Annotated in this window: 16 protein-coding genes and 2 tRNA genes; 14 read left to right on the forward strand and 4 right to left on the reverse strand. The window is 31.3% G+C overall.

The window, feature by feature from the left end; translation table 11 throughout:
• Window positions 1-36: 36 nt before the first annotated feature.
• The 4 genes from smpB (at window position 37) to ACKTSW_RS04645 (ending at window position 3,055) form a co-directional block, all read left to right on the forward strand.
• Window positions 37-495, forward strand: a complete 459-nt coding sequence (smpB, locus tag ACKTSW_RS04630) for an SsrA-binding protein SmpB (protein ID WP_408024108.1) — start codon at window positions 37-39, stop codon at window positions 493-495.
• Between the two features lie 257 nt (window positions 496-752).
• Window positions 753-1,334, forward strand: a complete 582-nt coding sequence (locus tag ACKTSW_RS04635; protein ID WP_408024109.1) for a Maf family nucleotide pyrophosphatase — start codon at window positions 753-755, stop codon at window positions 1,332-1,334.
• Window positions 1,335-1,388: 54 nt separating this feature from the next.
• The gene (locus tag ACKTSW_RS04640; protein ID WP_408024110.1) at window positions 1,389-2,339 is read left to right on the forward strand and encodes a transketolase family protein; all 951 of its coding nucleotides are present in this window, start codon (window positions 1,389-1,391) and stop codon (window positions 2,337-2,339) included.
• Between the two features lie 104 nt (window positions 2,340-2,443).
• Complete coding sequence (locus tag ACKTSW_RS04645; RefSeq protein WP_408024111.1) at window positions 2,444-3,055, forward strand: porin family protein; 612 nt, start codon at window positions 2,444-2,446, stop codon at window positions 3,053-3,055.
• A 255-nt stretch (window positions 3,056-3,310) separates the two neighbouring features.
• Here ACKTSW_RS04645 and ACKTSW_RS04650 read toward each other — a convergent pair whose 3' ends face one another.
• Entirely contained in the window at window positions 3,311-3,604 is a 294-nt protein-coding gene (locus tag ACKTSW_RS04650) for a hypothetical protein (RefSeq protein ID WP_408024112.1), read from the reverse strand.
• A 102-nt stretch (window positions 3,605-3,706) separates the two neighbouring features.
• Here ACKTSW_RS04650 and ACKTSW_RS04655 point away from each other — a divergent pair, with 102 nt between their 5' ends.
• The 4 genes from ACKTSW_RS04655 (at window position 3,707) to ACKTSW_RS04670 (ending at window position 6,982) form a co-directional block, all read left to right on the forward strand.
• Window positions 3,707-4,333 carry an NUDIX hydrolase gene (locus ACKTSW_RS04655; protein WP_408024113.1) on the forward strand — a complete coding sequence of 209 codons (627 nt, stop codon included), beginning with the start codon at window positions 3,707-3,709 and terminating at the stop codon, window positions 4,331-4,333.
• Window positions 4,334-4,391: 58 nt separating this feature from the next.
• A complete protein-coding gene (locus ACKTSW_RS04660; RefSeq protein ID WP_408024114.1) occupies window positions 4,392-5,216 on the forward strand; it encodes a lysophospholipid acyltransferase family protein in 825 nt (274 codons plus the stop codon).
• A gap of 33 nt (window positions 5,217-5,249) precedes the next feature.
• Window positions 5,250-6,338 (forward strand): M42 family metallopeptidase, encoded by a 1,089-nt coding sequence (locus ACKTSW_RS04665; RefSeq protein ID WP_408024115.1) that lies wholly within the window; start codon window positions 5,250-5,252, stop codon window positions 6,336-6,338.
• Window positions 6,339-6,439: 101 nt separating this feature from the next.
• On the forward strand, window positions 6,440-6,982 hold the full coding sequence (locus tag ACKTSW_RS04670) for an NUDIX hydrolase (protein WP_408024116.1): 543 nt from the start codon (window positions 6,440-6,442) through the stop codon (window positions 6,980-6,982).
• A 433-nt stretch (window positions 6,983-7,415) separates the two neighbouring features.
• On the opposite strand, the gene ACKTSW_RS04675 is transcribed toward ACKTSW_RS04670, so the two are convergent.
• Window positions 7,416-8,294 (reverse strand): FKBP-type peptidyl-prolyl cis-trans isomerase, encoded by an 879-nt coding sequence (locus ACKTSW_RS04675; protein ID WP_408024117.1) that lies wholly within the window; start codon window positions 8,292-8,294, stop codon window positions 7,416-7,418.
• 79 nt (window positions 8,295-8,373) lie between these two features.
• Here ACKTSW_RS04675 and ACKTSW_RS04680 point away from each other — a divergent pair, with 79 nt between their 5' ends.
• Entirely contained in the window at window positions 8,374-8,763 is a 390-nt protein-coding gene (locus ACKTSW_RS04680; RefSeq protein ID WP_408024118.1) for an RNA-binding S4 domain-containing protein, read from the forward strand.
• Between the two features lie 29 nt (window positions 8,764-8,792).
• On the forward strand, window positions 8,793-9,296 hold the full coding sequence (locus tag ACKTSW_RS04685; protein ID WP_408024119.1) for a phosphoribosyltransferase family protein: 504 nt from the start codon (window positions 8,793-8,795) through the stop codon (window positions 9,294-9,296).
• Here the strand turns inward: ACKTSW_RS04685 and ACKTSW_RS04690 are convergent.
• Complete coding sequence (locus tag ACKTSW_RS04690; protein WP_408024120.1) at window positions 9,288-9,806, reverse strand: shikimate kinase; 519 nt, start codon at window positions 9,804-9,806, stop codon at window positions 9,288-9,290. The two genes, ACKTSW_RS04685 and ACKTSW_RS04690, sit on opposite strands and share 9 nt — an antisense overlap.
• A 106-nt stretch (window positions 9,807-9,912) precedes the next feature.
• Between ACKTSW_RS04690 and ACKTSW_RS04695 the strand changes: the two genes are divergently transcribed.
• Both ACKTSW_RS04695 and ACKTSW_RS04700 read left to right on the forward strand, forming a co-directional pair.
• Window positions 9,913-9,985, forward strand: a tRNA-Lys gene (locus ACKTSW_RS04695).
• A gap of 37 nt (window positions 9,986-10,022) precedes the next feature.
• A tRNA-Leu gene (locus tag ACKTSW_RS04700) sits at window positions 10,023-10,105 on the forward strand.
• Window positions 10,106-10,235: 130 nt separating this feature from the next.
• On the opposite strand, the gene ACKTSW_RS04705 is transcribed toward ACKTSW_RS04700, so the two are convergent.
• The gene (locus ACKTSW_RS04705) at window positions 10,236-11,954 is read right to left on the reverse strand and encodes a thiol-activated cytolysin family protein (RefSeq protein WP_408024121.1); all 1,719 of its coding nucleotides are present in this window, start codon (window positions 11,952-11,954) and stop codon (window positions 10,236-10,238) included.
• A 191-nt stretch (window positions 11,955-12,145) separates the two neighbouring features.
• On the opposite strand from ACKTSW_RS04705, the gene ACKTSW_RS04710 reads away from it, so the two are divergent.
• On the forward strand, window positions 12,146-12,931 hold the full coding sequence (locus tag ACKTSW_RS04710) for a carboxypeptidase-like regulatory domain-containing protein (protein WP_408024122.1): 786 nt from the start codon (window positions 12,146-12,148) through the stop codon (window positions 12,929-12,931).
• 97 nt (window positions 12,932-13,028) lie between these two features.
• Complete coding sequence (gene purL / locus ACKTSW_RS04715) at window positions 13,029-16,697, forward strand: phosphoribosylformylglycinamidine synthase (RefSeq protein ID WP_408024123.1); 3,669 nt, start codon at window positions 13,029-13,031, stop codon at window positions 16,695-16,697.
• Window positions 16,698-17,013 lie beyond the last annotated feature (316 nt).

A 17,013-nucleotide genomic window follows, 5' to 3' on the forward strand; every position in this document is an offset into this window, starting at 1 on the left:
ACAGTTTAAAATTATAGTTATATTTGTGTTTCATTTATGCAAAAAAAAATTAATATACAGAATAAAAAGGCTCGTTTTGAATACGAGATACTTGATAAGTACACAGCAGGAATTCAGCTTACTGGTACCGAAATAAAATCAATACGACAAAGCAAAGCTCGAATTACCGAAAGTTTTTGTGAGTTTAATGATAAAGGAGAACTTTTCGTAGTAAACATGTACATTGAAGAATATGCCTTTGGTCATCATTACAATCATAACCCAAAAAGTGAGCGTCGTTTATTGTTAAATAAACGTGAATTAAAAAAGCTTCAAAAAGAAGTTGAAAGTAAAGGGAATACCATTGTTCCTTTACGTTTATTTATTAATGTAAATGGTTGGGCAAAATTAGATATTGCACTTGCGAAAGGAAAGAAAACTCATGATAAGAGACAAAACATTAAAGATCGAGATAATAAACGTGATTTGGCCAGAATTAAAAAGGTTTATAATTAATGAATAATACTTTTTTAAATATTGTTCATTGGAAGAAAATTATATATTTTGTTTTCATTTTATTCCTTTTTAAATTTTGTTTTTTATACGGTTATGGTTTTGAAACGATTCTTTCTTTTTTTGATTTAGGGTTTTCTTTATTCACCGTTTAATGAATACTTCAGAAACTGAAGATTATAAAAAACTATAGCAAACCGGTCTAATTCTTTTATTTTTAGCTTTATTAAGCATTCCAATCATAGCCTACTACTTTAAATATGTTATCAACTAAACTATCAAAATACTCTATTATTCTTGCTTCAAACTCTCCTAGAAGACAAGAATTAATAAAGAGTTTAGATATTCCTTTTACTATTAAAACAAAGGAAGTAGAAGAAATTTATCCAAAAGAACTTAAACATAGTGAGATAACAGATTATCTAGCTATTTTAAAATCTACACCATTTAAAAATGATTTAAAAGAAAATGAGCTATTAATAACATCTGACACTATCGTATGGATGCATAACAAAGCTTTAGGTAAACCTAAAAACTATAAGGAGGCATTTCAAATGCTCAAAGAATTATCCAACACCAAACACAAAGTTATCACCTCTATATGTATTACGAATACATCATTTCAGAAAACTTTTAATGATACTACTATCGTTAGTTTTAAAGAATTATTAGACGATGAAATTGAGTATTACATAAACACTTATAAACCTTTTGATAAAGCTGGAGCCTATGGTATTCAAGAATGGATTGGTAAAATAGGAATTATAAAAATTGAAGGAAGTTATTTTAACGTTATGGGATTTCCTGTTCATAAACTTTACAAAGAATTATCAAAATTGTAGCTTTACATCTTTATAAAAGATTATTTTTGACGCGTATTTACACAACACAAACTGATGAAAAAATATACTTATACAGAAAAAAAAGATACCCGATCAGGGTTTGGTGATGGTTTAACCGAATTAGGACAGACAAACCCTAATGTTGTAGCTTTATGTGCAGATTTAACTGGTTCATTAAAAATGAATGAGTTTGCTGAAAATCATCCTGAGCGTTTTTATCAAGTAGGAATTGCTGAAGCAAATATGATAGGAATTGCTGCTGGGTTAACTATTGGAGGAAAAATTCCTTTTACAGGTACATTCGCAAACTTTTCAACTGGTAGAGTCTATGACCAAATTCGTCAATCGGTTGCTTATTCTGATAAGAATGTGAAAATTTGTGCTTCTCACGCAGGATTAACCTTAGGTGAAGACGGTGCAACTCATCAAATTTTAGAAGATCTTGGGTTAATGAAAATGTTACCAGGAATGACTGTAATTAACACTTGTGATTATAGCCAAACCAAAGCTGCAACCTTAGCTATTGCTGAGTATGAAGGACCTGTATATTTACGTTTTGGTCGTCCAAAAGTGCCTGTATTTATGACTGATCAACCTTTTGAAATAGGGAAAGCAATACAACTTACCAAAGGTAATGACGTTACTATTGTTGCTACTGGTCATTTAGTTTGGGAAGCTTTACAAGCTGCTGAACAATTAGAAACAAAAGGAATTACTGCTGAAGTTATTAATATACACACTATTAAACCTCTAGATGAAGAGGCTATATTAAAATCTGTTGCCAAAACAGGATGTGTGGTTACTGCTGAAGAGCATAATAAATATGGAGGTCTAGGAGAAAGTGTTGCTCGTTGTTTAGTAACAAACAACCCTACTCCACAAGAATTTGTGGCTGTAAATGATAGTTTTGGTGAATCTGCTACTCCAGATCAACTAATGAAAAAGTATGGTTTAAACGACGAAGCTATTATAAAAGCAGTAGAAAAAGTGATTTCTAGAAAATAAATATCGCTTACAAAACAATAAATACATCACTTTTTAGGTTCAAAGTGATGTATTTTTTTTATAAAAATAAATGTTTAACCCAAAATAGTATAAATTTTTAACAAATGAAAAAAGCAATTTTTATTTTGTGTTTTCTTATAGGAGGATCACAATTAGTACAAAGTCAAATTCAAGGAGGTATCAAAGCTGGTATTAACTATAATTCAGATTCTTTTGCTGACGTAAAAGATGATGTTTTAAGTGGAGCAGAAAGTAAAATGGGTTTTCACGCTGGTGCTTGGTTACGCATAAAACTTCCTGCTACTGGTTTGTATATTAGGCCTGAGTTAGTATATACACAATTAAGTAATAAAGTTTCTTATGAACCAGCTGGTTTTGTAGCTAAAACAACTACTTATGAGGTACAAAAAATAGATGTACCTGTTTTATTAGGCTTAAACTTTTTAGAAATAGGACATGTTTTTGCGGGACCTTCTTTTCAGTATATTTTAGACGCTGGTTTTGATATTGAAGATTTAAAACAAGTTAACTCTGATGGTTTTTCTGTAGGTTTACAATTAGGCGCTGGTGTAGAGCTTGGTAAGTTAGGCGTAGATGTTCGTTGGGAAAGGGCTTTATCTGACACTGAAGCTAATTTTATCGATTCTAATGTAGGAAATGTAAATTTTGGCACTCGTGTAAATCAAATCATTTTAGGACTTTCTTACAGATTTTAAAGTGAAGTTGATGAGTCATCCTAAAATAGGTTGACAGTTTTTAAAAAAATATTAAACCAGTGAATTGAAGTTCACTGGTTTTTTTTTATGTATAACATTAGAAGTTTTATAATTAAGACTTAAGTGTGGTCTATTATTATTGTAGGTGTCGATTGGTTATTTACCATTCTTACAGAACCCCTCCATTAATTCGTTCAGCTAAAGCATTTTGGGGAGTACTTCATTTAGAGCCTTTTTTTATAAAAAGGTTAGGTATTAAACTTCTATTGTGGTTTTTGACTCTTTTGATGAAAACACATAAGTAAATAACCACATTAAAGTAAAGGTTGGTACAGCGTCTAACCCAGGCATTGCTTCTTCAATAAAAGCAATAGCTCCTGCTATTTTACCTTTGTTTCCTTTATACATTTTTGTCATTATATATGCCGACGCTGGTGCCCAAACTATATCTGACAACTCTCCAAGCCCAGGTATTAAATAAGACACATATCCAATAGCATCAAATAATAAACTTAACGCCAGCTTTTGGTACTTTTTTTCTTTACTCATTTATATTAAATTAATTCTACACTTAACAAGGCAAAATTCAAGCCAAAACTTATTACTTTTATCTTGTAAATTGATAAGTTTGTCACAAAATACTAAAAACGAATGACTTTTTCTGATTTTATCAATCAAATAGAAAAACTGCAGCAAAGGCAACTAGGTGGTTTAACATCTCAATTTAAATTGGCACCAAAACTTAGAACACGGTTTTCAGAAGAACTCATACAAAGTAAAAATCCAAGAAAAGCAGCTGTTTTAGCATTATTTTACCCTGACAGCAATAATCAAACTCGATTTTTACTTACTGAAAGAGCAAGCTATAATGGAGCACATTCATCACAAATTAGTTTCCCTGGCGGTAGGTTTGACGAAACAGACAACAATCTTAAAAACACCGCTTTACGAGAAACTTATGAGGAAGTAGGCATCTCTTTTAAATCTATTCAAGTAATACGACAAACTTCTAATACTTATATTCCTCCTAGTAACTTTTTAGTAGCTCCATTTATAGGTGTTTCAAAAAGCACCCCTCGTTTTACACCAAATGAAGAGGTTGCTGAAATAATTGAAGTTTTATTGGCTGATTTACTTGATGACACTAACTTAATCTCAGTAGAAATGGAAACCTCATATATGAAAAACATCGAGGTACCATGCTTTAAACTAAACAATTACATTGTATGGGGTGCTACTGCCATGATGCTTTCAGAAATTAAAGATTTATTTAAATAGTTTTTTTTTATATATCTTTTGTAATTTAGCATTCACACTAATAAAACTTGAGTATAAAATGCCTTTATTTAAAAGGAATCCTTTCGGTCATATTTTGTTCATTAAACGATTGTTAATACAAATTCTCGGGGTCATTTCTCACGGGCGTTATCGTAAGTTTAATGACTTACAAATAGAGGGAATGGATGTTTTAAGAAGTCTTCCCGATCAAAAAGTATTATTTATCTCCAACCATCAAACTTATTTTGCTGATGTAGCGGCTATGTTTCATGTATTTAATGCCGCTTTAAAAGGTAGAGACGATAATATTAGAAATGTAGGATACTTATGGAAACCTAAATTAAATATTTATTATATCGCTGCAGGTGAAACAATGCGTTCCGGACTACTTCCAAAAATATTTGCTTATGTAGGTTCTATTTCAGTAGAAAGAACTTGGAGAAATGCTGGTAAAGATGTAAACAGACAAGTAAAAATGTCTGACATTTCTAACATAGGAAAAGCTTTAGATGACGGTTGGGTAATCACTTTTCCGCAGGGAACAACAACACCTTTTAAACCTATTCGTCGTGGTACTGTTCATATTATTAAAACTTACAAACCTATTGTAGTTCCAATAGTTATTGATGGTTTTAGACGTTCTTTTGATAAAAAAGGATTGATGATAAAAAAACGTAATGTACTTCAATCTATGGTTATTAAAGACCCTCTAGAAATTGATTATGATAATGAAGATGTAGCTAGTGTTATAGAAAAAATTGAACATGCTATAGAGCAACATCCTTCTTTTTTAAAGGTACTAACACCAAAGCAACTTAAGGAACAAGAGGAGTTTATTGAAAAAAGGCGTTTTTGGAGGGCCGACAAACCTAAAGAAAATTAAAGATTAAACAATATTAAAATTAACGTTTAAGTTATGGCTAATAAATCTATTTTAAACAAAAAGTCATTAGACTTTTTAGAAAAATATTTAAACAATGCTGCTCCAACTGGATATGAATGGGAAGGGCAAAAAATTTGGATGGACTATCTAAAACCTTATGTTGATGAGTTCATTACCGACACTTATGGTTCTGCTGTAGGAGTTATCAACTCAGGCGCTAAATACAAAGTAGTTATAGAAGGACATGCTGATGAAATTTCTTGGTATGTAAATTACATTTCTGATGATGGATTAATTTATGTAACCCGTAACGGAGGTAGCGATCATCAAATAGCTCCTAGTAAAATTGTAAATATTCATACTAAAAATGGTGTTGTTAAAGGTGTTTTTGGCTGGCCAGCAATACATACACGTAGTAAATCTAAAGAAGAAGCTCCAAAACCTGATAATATTTTTATCGATTGTGGTTGCAATACCAAAGAAGAAGTTGAAAAATTAGGGGTACATGTAGGATGTGTTATCACATACCCAGATGAATTCCATATTTTAAACAAAAATAAGTTTGTGTGTCGTGCATTAGATAACCGTATGGGAGGTTTTATGATTGCTGAAGTAGCTCGTTTACTACACGAAAACAAGAAGAAATTACCTTTTGGGCTATATATAACAAACTCTGTTCAAGAAGAAATTGGTTTACGTGGTGCAGAAATGATAACGCAAACTATTAAACCTAATGTAGCTATCGTTACCGATGTAACTCACGACACTACAACACCTATGATCGACAAGAAAAAAGAAGGTCTCTTAGAATTAGGGAAAGGGCCTGTAATAGCATATGCACCGGCTGTACAACAAAAATTAAGAGAGTTAATTATTGATACTGCTGAAGCTAACAAAATTCCTTTTCAACGTTCTGCTCTTTCTAGAGCTACAGGAACTGACACTGATGCATTTGCTTATAGTAATGGTGGTGTTGCTTCTGCTTTAATTTCATTGCCTTTACGTTATATGCACACTACGGTTGAAATGGTACACCGTGAAGATGTTGAAAATGTAATTAAAATGATTTACGAAAGTTTATTGAAAATTGAAGAAGGAGAAAACTTCTCTTATTTCAAATAATATAAATAATCAAACGTCATTACGAACAAAGTGAAGTAACCTTAATTTAGGTAAGGTTGTTAATCAAACTTCATCGTAATGACGTTTTTTTAATATACTCCATGGATGAGCTTATAGACATTGTTGACGAAAATGGAAACTACACAGGAAAGACTTGTTTAAAATCAGAGGCTCATAAACATGGTTACTTCCATCCTACCATTCATGTTTGGTTGTATACTTCCGATCAACAAATACTACTTCAAAAAAGAGCGTTGACCAAAAAAGTATTCCCTGGTTTATGGGATATTTCTGTAGCAGGTCACATTGCTGCTGGTGAGGATATTAAAATTGCGGCAACTAGAGAAGTAAAAGAAGAAATAGGCTTTAACATTCTTCCTGAAAACTTATCTAAAATAAGTACTCGAAAGCACATGGTTAAGCATCCCAATGGAATCATAGACAATGAATTTCATCATGTATTTATTTCAGAATTAACCATTCCTTTCAAAGAGTTAAAACTACAAAAAGAAGAAGTTGCTGCTTTAAAACTGTTTCCTTTAGAAACAATTTTACATACCAAAAATTACAAGAATTTACTATTACCTCAATACCAAGACTATTATTCTTTTGTATATAAACAAATCTTAACCGCTATAGCTTAGTCTACCCTTCCTCTCTTTTACACTTAATTTAGTTTCTCTTTTAAATATCAAATGGTTATTTTTTGAATGAAAACAACCAACTATGCTCTCAAGGTTGGTTAACGAAATTTGTAAATAACATTCATAATATAGTTCTATTTAAAATTAACGAAGCATCTGCTAGTGTTACCTTTTCTTACTTCCCTATATACAAAAAGGCTTTCGCTTCATTAAAAATTTCAGAAAGTTATAGCGTTCGAAAGTTTTAAATCAAACCTTTTGAAAAAACTAAAAACCTCTATAAAAGCTTTAGTAACAACTTTGATATTATATCTTCTATAGCTCTTGAAGAAAAAGAAATTTCACTCAAATACTCACACATATTAAATGAATTATTGTAGTACACAGAACATAAACAATAAAAATGCCGAAGTTAAAACTTCGGCATTTTTATTTATGATTTAACCCTAATATCTCTGTTTAAATAATCAGGAACATTTGGTTTATTCGGATCATTAAAATCATTGGCAGGATTTCCATCTCCGTTTCTATCTTCTTCTTTTGTTAAGATACCATCACCATCATCGTCTGTATCGATGTAATTAGGTGTACCATTTTCATCTGTATCATCATTTCTAGGGTTACCATCTCCATCAAGATCTTCATTAATTGAAGGCACTCCATCTTGATCGTCATCTGTATCTTTGACAAAATCCCATAATTCTATATAAAACATTAATATAGAGTTAGGAGCTATAGTGGCTGTACCTCTTTTAGCATAAGCTAAGCCAGAAGGAATAAACAAAATACCTTTTCCTCCATCTTCAAAATTTATTGGGCCATTATCTGTAACATTATTACCTCCTTTAAAATGAATAAGACTATGAGTCCAACCTCTTATTACTCCATTTAAAGAAAACCAAGTAGTATTTTTATCAAAATCAGGACTTAAACTATCTCTTCTTACAATTTTTTGTCCTCTATATTTTGCATATACAGAATCCATTACTGTAGGAAAACCTTTATCTTCATTTGGATTACCTACGTTATTAACATAATAATATAATTTATAGTTAATATCATTTTCAGTTACCTCTTTGGTTACTAATTTATCATCATCAAACAATGAAGTTTGACCATTAGTAATTGGCTTAACTGAATCTAAAGCCTCATCGTAGTAATTATTTTTAAAAAATACAACCAAAGAATCGTTGTCAATTACAGCTTGAGCCTCGTGGTCAAAATTATCAACCCTAGGGTTACTATCACTTCCACAAGCGTACAACAAGGTACCTACTATAGCTATATAAATTAGGTGTTTAAATTTTATCATTTAGTTCTGAAATTTTAACGCGCAATTTACCATTTTTATACCTTTGTAAAAAACGAAACGATAAAAATTAACTTTTCATATGAGAATTGACAAATATTTGTGGTGTATTCGCTTATTTAAAACCCGTAGTATAGCCACAGATGCTTGTAAAAAAGGGCATGTAAAGGTAAACGGAACTAACCTTAAGCCTTCGAAAGAAATATTTGGTAATGAAGAAATTACTATTAGAAAAAATCAAATTAACTACAAAATTAAAGTTTTAGACATCCCTCCTAACCGTGTTGGTGCTAAACTAGTTGATTTATATAGAAAAGATTTAACACCAAAAGAAGAATTTGAAAAAACAGAGTTATTAAAATATTCAAAAGATTACTATCGCAAAAAAGGAACAGGTCGTCCTACAAAAAAAGATCGTCGTGATATTGATGATTATTACGATGATTCTAATAAAAATGATGTTAATTTGTAACCCTTATTTAAGTTAAAACTGGCAATATAATGATTGATGTAAATAATATTATTTTAAATAACGTACAGATAGAACAAAAAATTCGTCGAATTGCTTTTCAAATTTATGAAAGCAACAGTGATGAAAAAGAAATTATTATTGCTGGTATTGCTGATAATGGTTACTTTTTAGCTGAAAAAATTTCAACTATCTTAAGTGAAATTTCTCCTATTAAAATAACCTTATGCAAAGTTTTAATTGACAAAAAGAATCCCATTACCCCTACTACTACCTCAATTAATTCTGATGAATATCAAAATAAAGCTCTAGTTTTAGTAGATGATGTCTTAAACTCAGGAACTACTTTAATATATGGTGTAAAGCACTTCTTAGAAGTGCCCTTAAAAAGATTTAAAACGGCGGTATTAGTTAACAGAAATCATAAAAAATATCCTGTAAAAGCAGATTTTAAAGGAATTTCTTTATCAACCTCAATTAAAGAACATATAGTTGTGGAGTTTACGCCAAATGAAACAATTGCTTATTTAACTTAATAACTTATTTAACTCTTCTATAATTTCATCTATATTTTTATCATCTACTGTTATTTTAAAAGTAGCTTGATTATAAAAGTAACTTCTTTCAAACAAATGTTTTGCTACAAACTCCTTTAAATCTTCTTCACCTAAACTAGCTACTAGCGGGCGTTGGCTTTTTTCGTTCCTTAATCTATCTACAATTGTATTAATAGTTGTTTTTAAATATACTATTTTCACATCCTTACAACTCAATAAAACATCCATATTTCCAGCATAACAAGGTGTACCACCTCCTAGAGATAGCACAAAATCTTTTTTTTCTTTTAAAATTTCTTCTAAATAAACATGTTCCTGTTTTCTGAAATATACCTCACCTTGCTTTTCAAAAATTTTAAAAATAGTTTTTCCTTCTTTTTCTTCTATGTATTCATCTAAATCTATAAAAGAAACATGATTTTTTTTGGCTAAAGCTCGTCCAATAGTAGATTTTCCGCTACCCATATACCCTAATAATACAATTTTCATAAACTAGTAATTAAGCAGTTACAAATATGAGTAAAAATATTATAAAAAAGCTTTTTTGGTTTAAAGAACAGTTGTATATTTGCAACCGCTTTCACAAAGAAGCAATGACCGGGTAGCTCAGTTGGTAGAGCATCTCCCTTTTAAGGAGAGGGTCCTGGGTTCGAGCCCCAGCCCGGTCACAAAAAGTTAAGCAAATGCTTAACTTTTTTAGTTTATGCACGTATGGCGGAATTGGTAGACGCGCAGGCTTGAGGGGCTTGTTTCCAACGGAAGTGCAGGTTCGACTCCTGTTACGTGCACTATAAAAAGCATAATACATTTTTGTATTGTGCTTTTCTTTTTCTTAAAAACATAAGATCATATCAATTTCACATAAAAAAACAAGGAGACTAAAAAGTCTCCTTGCATTAAATTTTGTACTAAATTTATTTAGTTTATAATATATGTGTTATAATCTAAATAACAAATATCTTCTTGAACTATGGTTCTTACGCCGTTCCATGTTTTGTTATGAAAACCATCTCCTACTGTATAATCATCTACATACGGATTATGCTTTGTATAATCTTCCCATTTTTTTGAACTAAGATTATATTCATACTCATTATAAGCCTTTACTCCATCTCTATAAACATAACACCCAGAATCACATTCTCCTACTACAGAAACAATTCTAAAGCGTTCACCTGCTTTTGCTTTGACCTTAAAATCAATTACTTCTCCATCAGCTACACTTCTTTTTTCGTTGAATTTATAATAATCTAAACCTATATGGTCTTCAATATTGTACCCCCAATAAATTTTCTTTCCTGCTAAATACCAAGATCCTAATTCTTGATCATACTTTTCTACGTAAAATCTACCAAAAAGTTCAGCTCCACTAGTTCCATGATCGTTTCCATAAAGCGCTACATCTGTTGGGTCAACTCTTATCTTATCATAATATACTAAATCACATTCTCTGATAACGTACTCTAAATTTGAACTTACTTTAAAAGGTCTATTATCATAGGTGTAATTTACTTTATAAGAAATTGGGTATCCTGGATTATCAACAGACACCTCTGCTCCTTCTTTCAAAAAATCAACAACCTTGTCTAAATTGTTGGCCATAGCGGCTAAAGAAGATGCTATTCCAGAAGTAGCATTTCCTCCTAATTGTTTTACTTTAACCGTTGATTCGCTAAAAATTGATTTATATTTTGCCTCTAATTCTGCATTTACTTCAGTTCCTACTGACTTATAAGCAAAATTCAATGCTGCTTCAACTTCTTTAGCACTACTACTTGATTCATAAATTAAGGTATATAGTTTTCCATAAGTTACTGATTCTACATACGAAGATGGATTTTGTTGATCTTCGCTCACATTTAAATAATCAGTAACGTAAGGCTTTAATCTATCTGGAGAAACATTATTATTAAACCATCCATTTTTACCTATAATTCCTTCTTTAGGAGATACTGAGGCTGTAAAAAAGCGTTGTTTCAACGTAACTGCATACCTAGTCTTTTGGGTAGAAAAATCTACTCCAAAACTACCAGATACTTTTACACTAGGTCCAGAATATCCTGCATTTAAAGAAAGTTGAAACTGTTTTTCATCATGAATTCTTTGAATACTAATATCAAAACTAGCAGGAAAATTAGCCTCACTTTTATAATATGCATTTAAAATAGAGTTCAAATTGTCTTGAACTTTTCCTGGTGTTGGTTCTTCAATAGTTCTTGAAGTAGAAGCAGATGTTCCTGATAACACATTAACTCTTACCTCTACAGGATTCCTATCTTCTCCATAAATAGGTATAGATACAGGAGCTCCATCTTGTATAGATCTTGCAGCTACCAAATTACCAGGCCATAATAAAGAACTATTAGGGTCTAGAATAAAAAAATCTGAATCTGTTTGAGTAAATGATATTTCTTTATCAACACAATTCTCTTCCATAGCTACTCCTTTAGCATTAGAAGACATATTATCATGTAGTTCACTAATATTTAAATTATGAATACCATCAGAGGTATCTGGTGTAATAAATTGAGCTATTTGCTCTGTGCTAAAATTTATTTCGGAATTATATAATAAATCGTCTTTTTGACATGAAATAATTGAAAAGAGGGTTAATCCAAGTATTTTTAGATTTTTCATTTATTTGTTTTTTAATTTAACATTGTACTAATTATGACCTCGAGGAGTAATTAAACATCTATAAATGTGTTTTCCCTACTTTTTTATCTATTTTTATATGCTTTTAATAAATGAAAGTACATTTACATAGAGAATAGTTAATTTCACAAATTATTAACGAGTGTAAAGCCTATTATTCTTATTTTCGCTCTATGCAAAAACAATTATTATTCCTGGTAGCAATAGTATTTAGTATGTTGTCTATTCAGGCGCAAGACAAACTAAAAGGGCAAATAATAGACTCAAAATCTAAAAAACCTTTAAGTGCAGCACATATATTAAACCTAAATAGTGTTGTAGGTACAATAACAAACGAAAATGGACTATTTGACCTCGCTACTCAAGCAAACGATACTGTTTTAGTTTCTTATTTAGGCTATGCATCTATTAAATTAAAAGTTACTAATGACCTTTTAAAAGGGAATGAAGTTGTGATTTCTTTAGAAGAAAAACCTGAAGAAGTAAAAGAAGTAGTAATTAAGTCAACTGAGCTTATCGGTGTTTTAGAAGTAGATGTAAAGCAAGTACCAAAAGACCGTTTTACCAGAATACATATTAATGGATTACCGCAAACCTATGAAGTTGGTAAACCACAAAAAATATCCTCTCCTATAGCGAAATTATTAAACCCCGTTGATTTAATATATAATCTTTTCGGAAACAAACCTAACCAACTTAAAAAACTTAAAAAACTTAAAAAAGAAGATGATTTACGTAAAATGTTAGCAGGTAAGTTTGATCGTGAGGTTATGATGGAATATTTAGAAATGGATAGAACTGAGTTAAATAAACTACTAACTGATTGTAATTATTCTGATTATTTTATAAAAAAAGCAAGTGATTTGCAGCTAATAGAAGCTGTCTTAAACTGTTACGAAAGCTATAAAGCTGTAAAAAAAGGAAAAATAGAACGCAACCGAACACCTGAAAGAGATTAATTAAAAGCAGCAAAATTTTGCTGCTTTTTTTATGCTTATATTTCATGCAAAAGAACTAAATTTACACCTTTAAAAACATACACAAACACAACTAATAATGATTCATTTCTTTGGAAACGTAAACAGCAAAGTTTTTGCTGTTCAAACAATAGAAGAATTAACATCTGAAACAACTTCGAAGTTAACTTGGTTATTTGGCAACCAATCAAAAATAAACGCGGCGTCTCTTGACGCCTTTTTTGTTGGGCCTAGAGCAGCAATGATTACTCCATGGAGTACCAACGCTGTTGAAATTACTCAAAATATGGGAATTCCTGGAATTATCAGAATTGAAGAATTTGAAGCAGTAGCTGATGATTTTTCTGATTTTGATCCGATGATTTCTCAAAAGTTTAATGGGTTGCATCAAGAAACATTCACTATTGATATTCAACCAGAACCTATCATAAATATTGAAGACATCTCTGCTTATAATGAGCAAGAAGGGTTGGCTTTAAACGATGAAGAAATTACCTATTTAGAAGAAGTTGCTACTAAAATTGGGAGAAAACTAACCGATTCTGAAGTATTTGGATTCTCTCAAGTAAATTCAGAACACTGTCGTCATAAAATTTTTAACGGAACTTTTGTCATTGATGGAGAAGAAATGCCTACTTCTTTATTCAAACTAATTAAAGAAACATCAAAGCAAAACCCAAACGATATTGTTTCTGCTTATAAAGACAATGTAGCTTTTGTAAAAGGGCCAACAGTAGAGCAATTTGCTCCGAAAAGTGCTGACAAACCTGATTTTTACGAAACAAAAGAGTTTGAATCTGTTATTTCATTAAAAGCAGAAACACATAACTTCCCAACTACTGTAGAGCCTTTTAATGGTGCTGCAACAGGTTCAGGGGGTGAAATCCGCGACAGATTGGCTGGTGGAAAAGGTTCATTACCATTAGCTGGAACAGCTGTTTACATGACTTCATATTCTCGTTTAGATGAAAATCGTCCTTGGGAAAAAGGAATGGAAGAGCGTAAATGGTTATACCAAACTCCAATGGATATCTTAATCAAAGCTTCTAATGGAGCCTCTGATTTTGGTAATAAATTTGGACAACCTTTAATCTGTGGTTCGGTTTTAACTTTTGAACATGAAGAAGATGCTCGCAAACTTGGTTTCGATAAAGTAATCATGCAAGCTGGTGGTATTGGGTATGCTAAAAAAGAACAAGCTTTAAAAGACACTCCTAAAGAAGGAGACAAAATAGTAATTCTTGGAGGTGAAAATTACCGTATTGGTATGGGAGGAGCTGCGGTTTCTTCTGCTGATACTGGAGAGTTTTCTTCAGGAATAGAATTAAATGCAGTTCAGCGTTCAAATCCTGAAATGCAAAAACGTACTGCCAATGCCGTTCGTGGTATGGTAGAAAGTGATGAAAACTTTATTGTTTCTATTCACGATCACGGAGCTGGTGGACACTTAAACTGTTTATCAGAATTAGTCGAAGATACTGGTGGAAAAATCGATTTAGATAAATTACCAGTGGGTGACCCTACGCTATCTGATAAAGAAATTATTGGAAATGAGTCGCAAGAACGTATGGGATTAGTAATTGCTGAAAAGCACATCGAAACCCTTAATAAAATAGCTGAACGTGAGCGTTCACCAATGTACACTGTTGGTGATGTTACTGGTGATTACCGTTTTACTTTCGAATCTAAAACCAATGGTAACAAACCAATGGATTTAGCTTTAGAAGATATGTTTGGAAGCTCTCCTAAAACGATTATGACTGATAAAACAGTAAATCGCAACTATACTGATGTTCAGTACTCTAAAGAAAACTTTACTCAATATTTAGAGCAAGTTTTACAATTAGAAGCTGTTGCCTGTAAAGATTGGTTAACTAATAAAGTAGACCGTTGTGTTGGAGGAAAAGTAGCGAAGCAACAATGTGTTGGTTCATTACAAATTCCATTAAACAATGTTGGTGTAATGGCATTAGATTATAAAGGTAAAGAAGGAATTGCTACTACAATTGGACACTCTCCTGTTTCTGGATTGATTGATCCTGAAGCTGGAAGTAAAAATTCAATCGCTGAAGCTTTAACCAATATAGTATGGGCTCCTTTAAAAGATGGTTTACAATCGGTTTCATTATCAGCAAACTGGATGTGGCCTTGTAAAAATGAAGGTGAAGATGCTCGTTTATACAAAGCAGTAAAAGCTATTTCTGAGTTCTCTATTGATTTAGGAATCAATGTTCCAACTGGAAAAGATTCATTGTCAATGAAACAGAAATACCCAAATGAAGAAGTTATTTCTCCAGGAACTGTCGTTATTTCTGCCGCAGCTAATTGTGATGATATTACTAAAGTTGTTGAGCCAGTTTTACAACCGAACAAAGGAAATATCTACTATATTAACTTATCGCAAGATGATTTTAAATTAGGAGGAAGTTCTTTTGCTCAAGTAGTGAACAAAATAGGGAACTCTGCTCCTACTATTACTAATAATGAGTTTTTTAAGTCTACTTTTAATACAATTCAGAATTTAATAAAGAAAGGAAAAATTGTTGCAGGTCATGATGTTGCCTCAGGAGGTTTAATTACTACTTTATTAGAACTGTGTTTTGCTGATGTTAACATAGGTGCAAACCTAGATTTATCTAGCTTAAATGAAGCTAATAGTATTCAATTATTATTTGCTGAAAACTCAGGAGTTGTATTCCAATCAACAGATAATTCAGTAGAACAAATTTTAATAGATAACAATATTGAGTTCTTCACTATTGGTTCTGTAACTGAATCTGATCGTTTGAATATTAAAAATGGATCAGATGTTTTTGCTTTGTCTATTTCTGAATTAAGAGATACATGGTACAAAACATCCTATTTGTTAGATCAAAAGCAAACAGCAAATGGTTTAGCTAAAGATCGTTTTGATAATTATAAAAATCAGCCTTTAAAATATACATTCCCTACTAACTTTACAGGTAAACTTACTGACACTATTGGTACTGTAATAAACAGACCAAAAGCTGCGATTATTCGTGAAAAAGGTTCAAATTCAGAACGTGAAATGGCCAATGCGATGTATTTAGCTGGTTTTGATGTGAAAGATGTTCACATGACTGATTTAATTTCTGGTCGTGAGACTTTAGAAGATATTCAATTTATCGGTGCTGTTGGAGGATTTTCAAATTCTGATGTATTAGGTTCAGCTAAAGGTTGGGCTGGAGCATTTTTATATAATGAAAAAGCCAATACCGCATTGAAAAACTTCTTTAATAGAGAAAATACACTTTCTGTTGGTATTTGTAACGGATGTCAATTGTTTATGGAATTAGAATTAATTAATCCAGAACATAACAAACATGGTAAAATGCTTCACAATGAATCTAAGAAACATGAAAGCTCATTTACATCTGTAAAAATTCAAGAAAATAATTCAGTAATGTTATCTAGTTTAGCTGGTACCGAATTAGGAGTTTGGATTTCTCACGGAGAAGGAAAATTCAATTTACCTGAAAATGAAAACAGTTATAATATTGTTGCTAAGTATGGATACGAGGGATATCCTAACAATCCTAACGGTTCAGATTATAATACAGCAATGCTTTGCGATAAAACTGGTCGTCATTTAGTAACAATGCCACATATAGAACGTTCTACTTTTCAATGGAACTGGGCTTATTACCCTCAAAACAGACAGGATGAAGTTTCTCCTTGGTTAGAAGCATTTGTAAATGCTAGAAAGTGGATAGAAAATAAAAAGTAAGTATAAACACTACTTCTTTAATAATATAAAAACACTCTGTCATCAGGGTGTTTTTATATTTACAAATGTAAACTATCTATCGCCTTATTTACATTTGTTAGCAGTATAAGTATGGTTACAATTGTAATTACCTCTATATTCATAGCTATTACTATACTTCTTTATACTTAGCTAGGTGTAATTATATTTTTTATTCATTCAGTTATTTAATCTAAACTAGTTTATAGTAATTATATAAACTCTATATATATATTACATTGATTTTAAATCATTAAGAGTTAAATTAAAAGGAAGAGTAATTATTATAGATATTTTT

The sequence above is a fragment of the Tenacibaculum sediminilitoris genome (genome assembly GCF_964513795.1).
GTDB lineage: Bacteria > Bacteroidota > Bacteroidia > Flavobacteriales > Flavobacteriaceae > Polaribacter > Polaribacter sediminilitoris.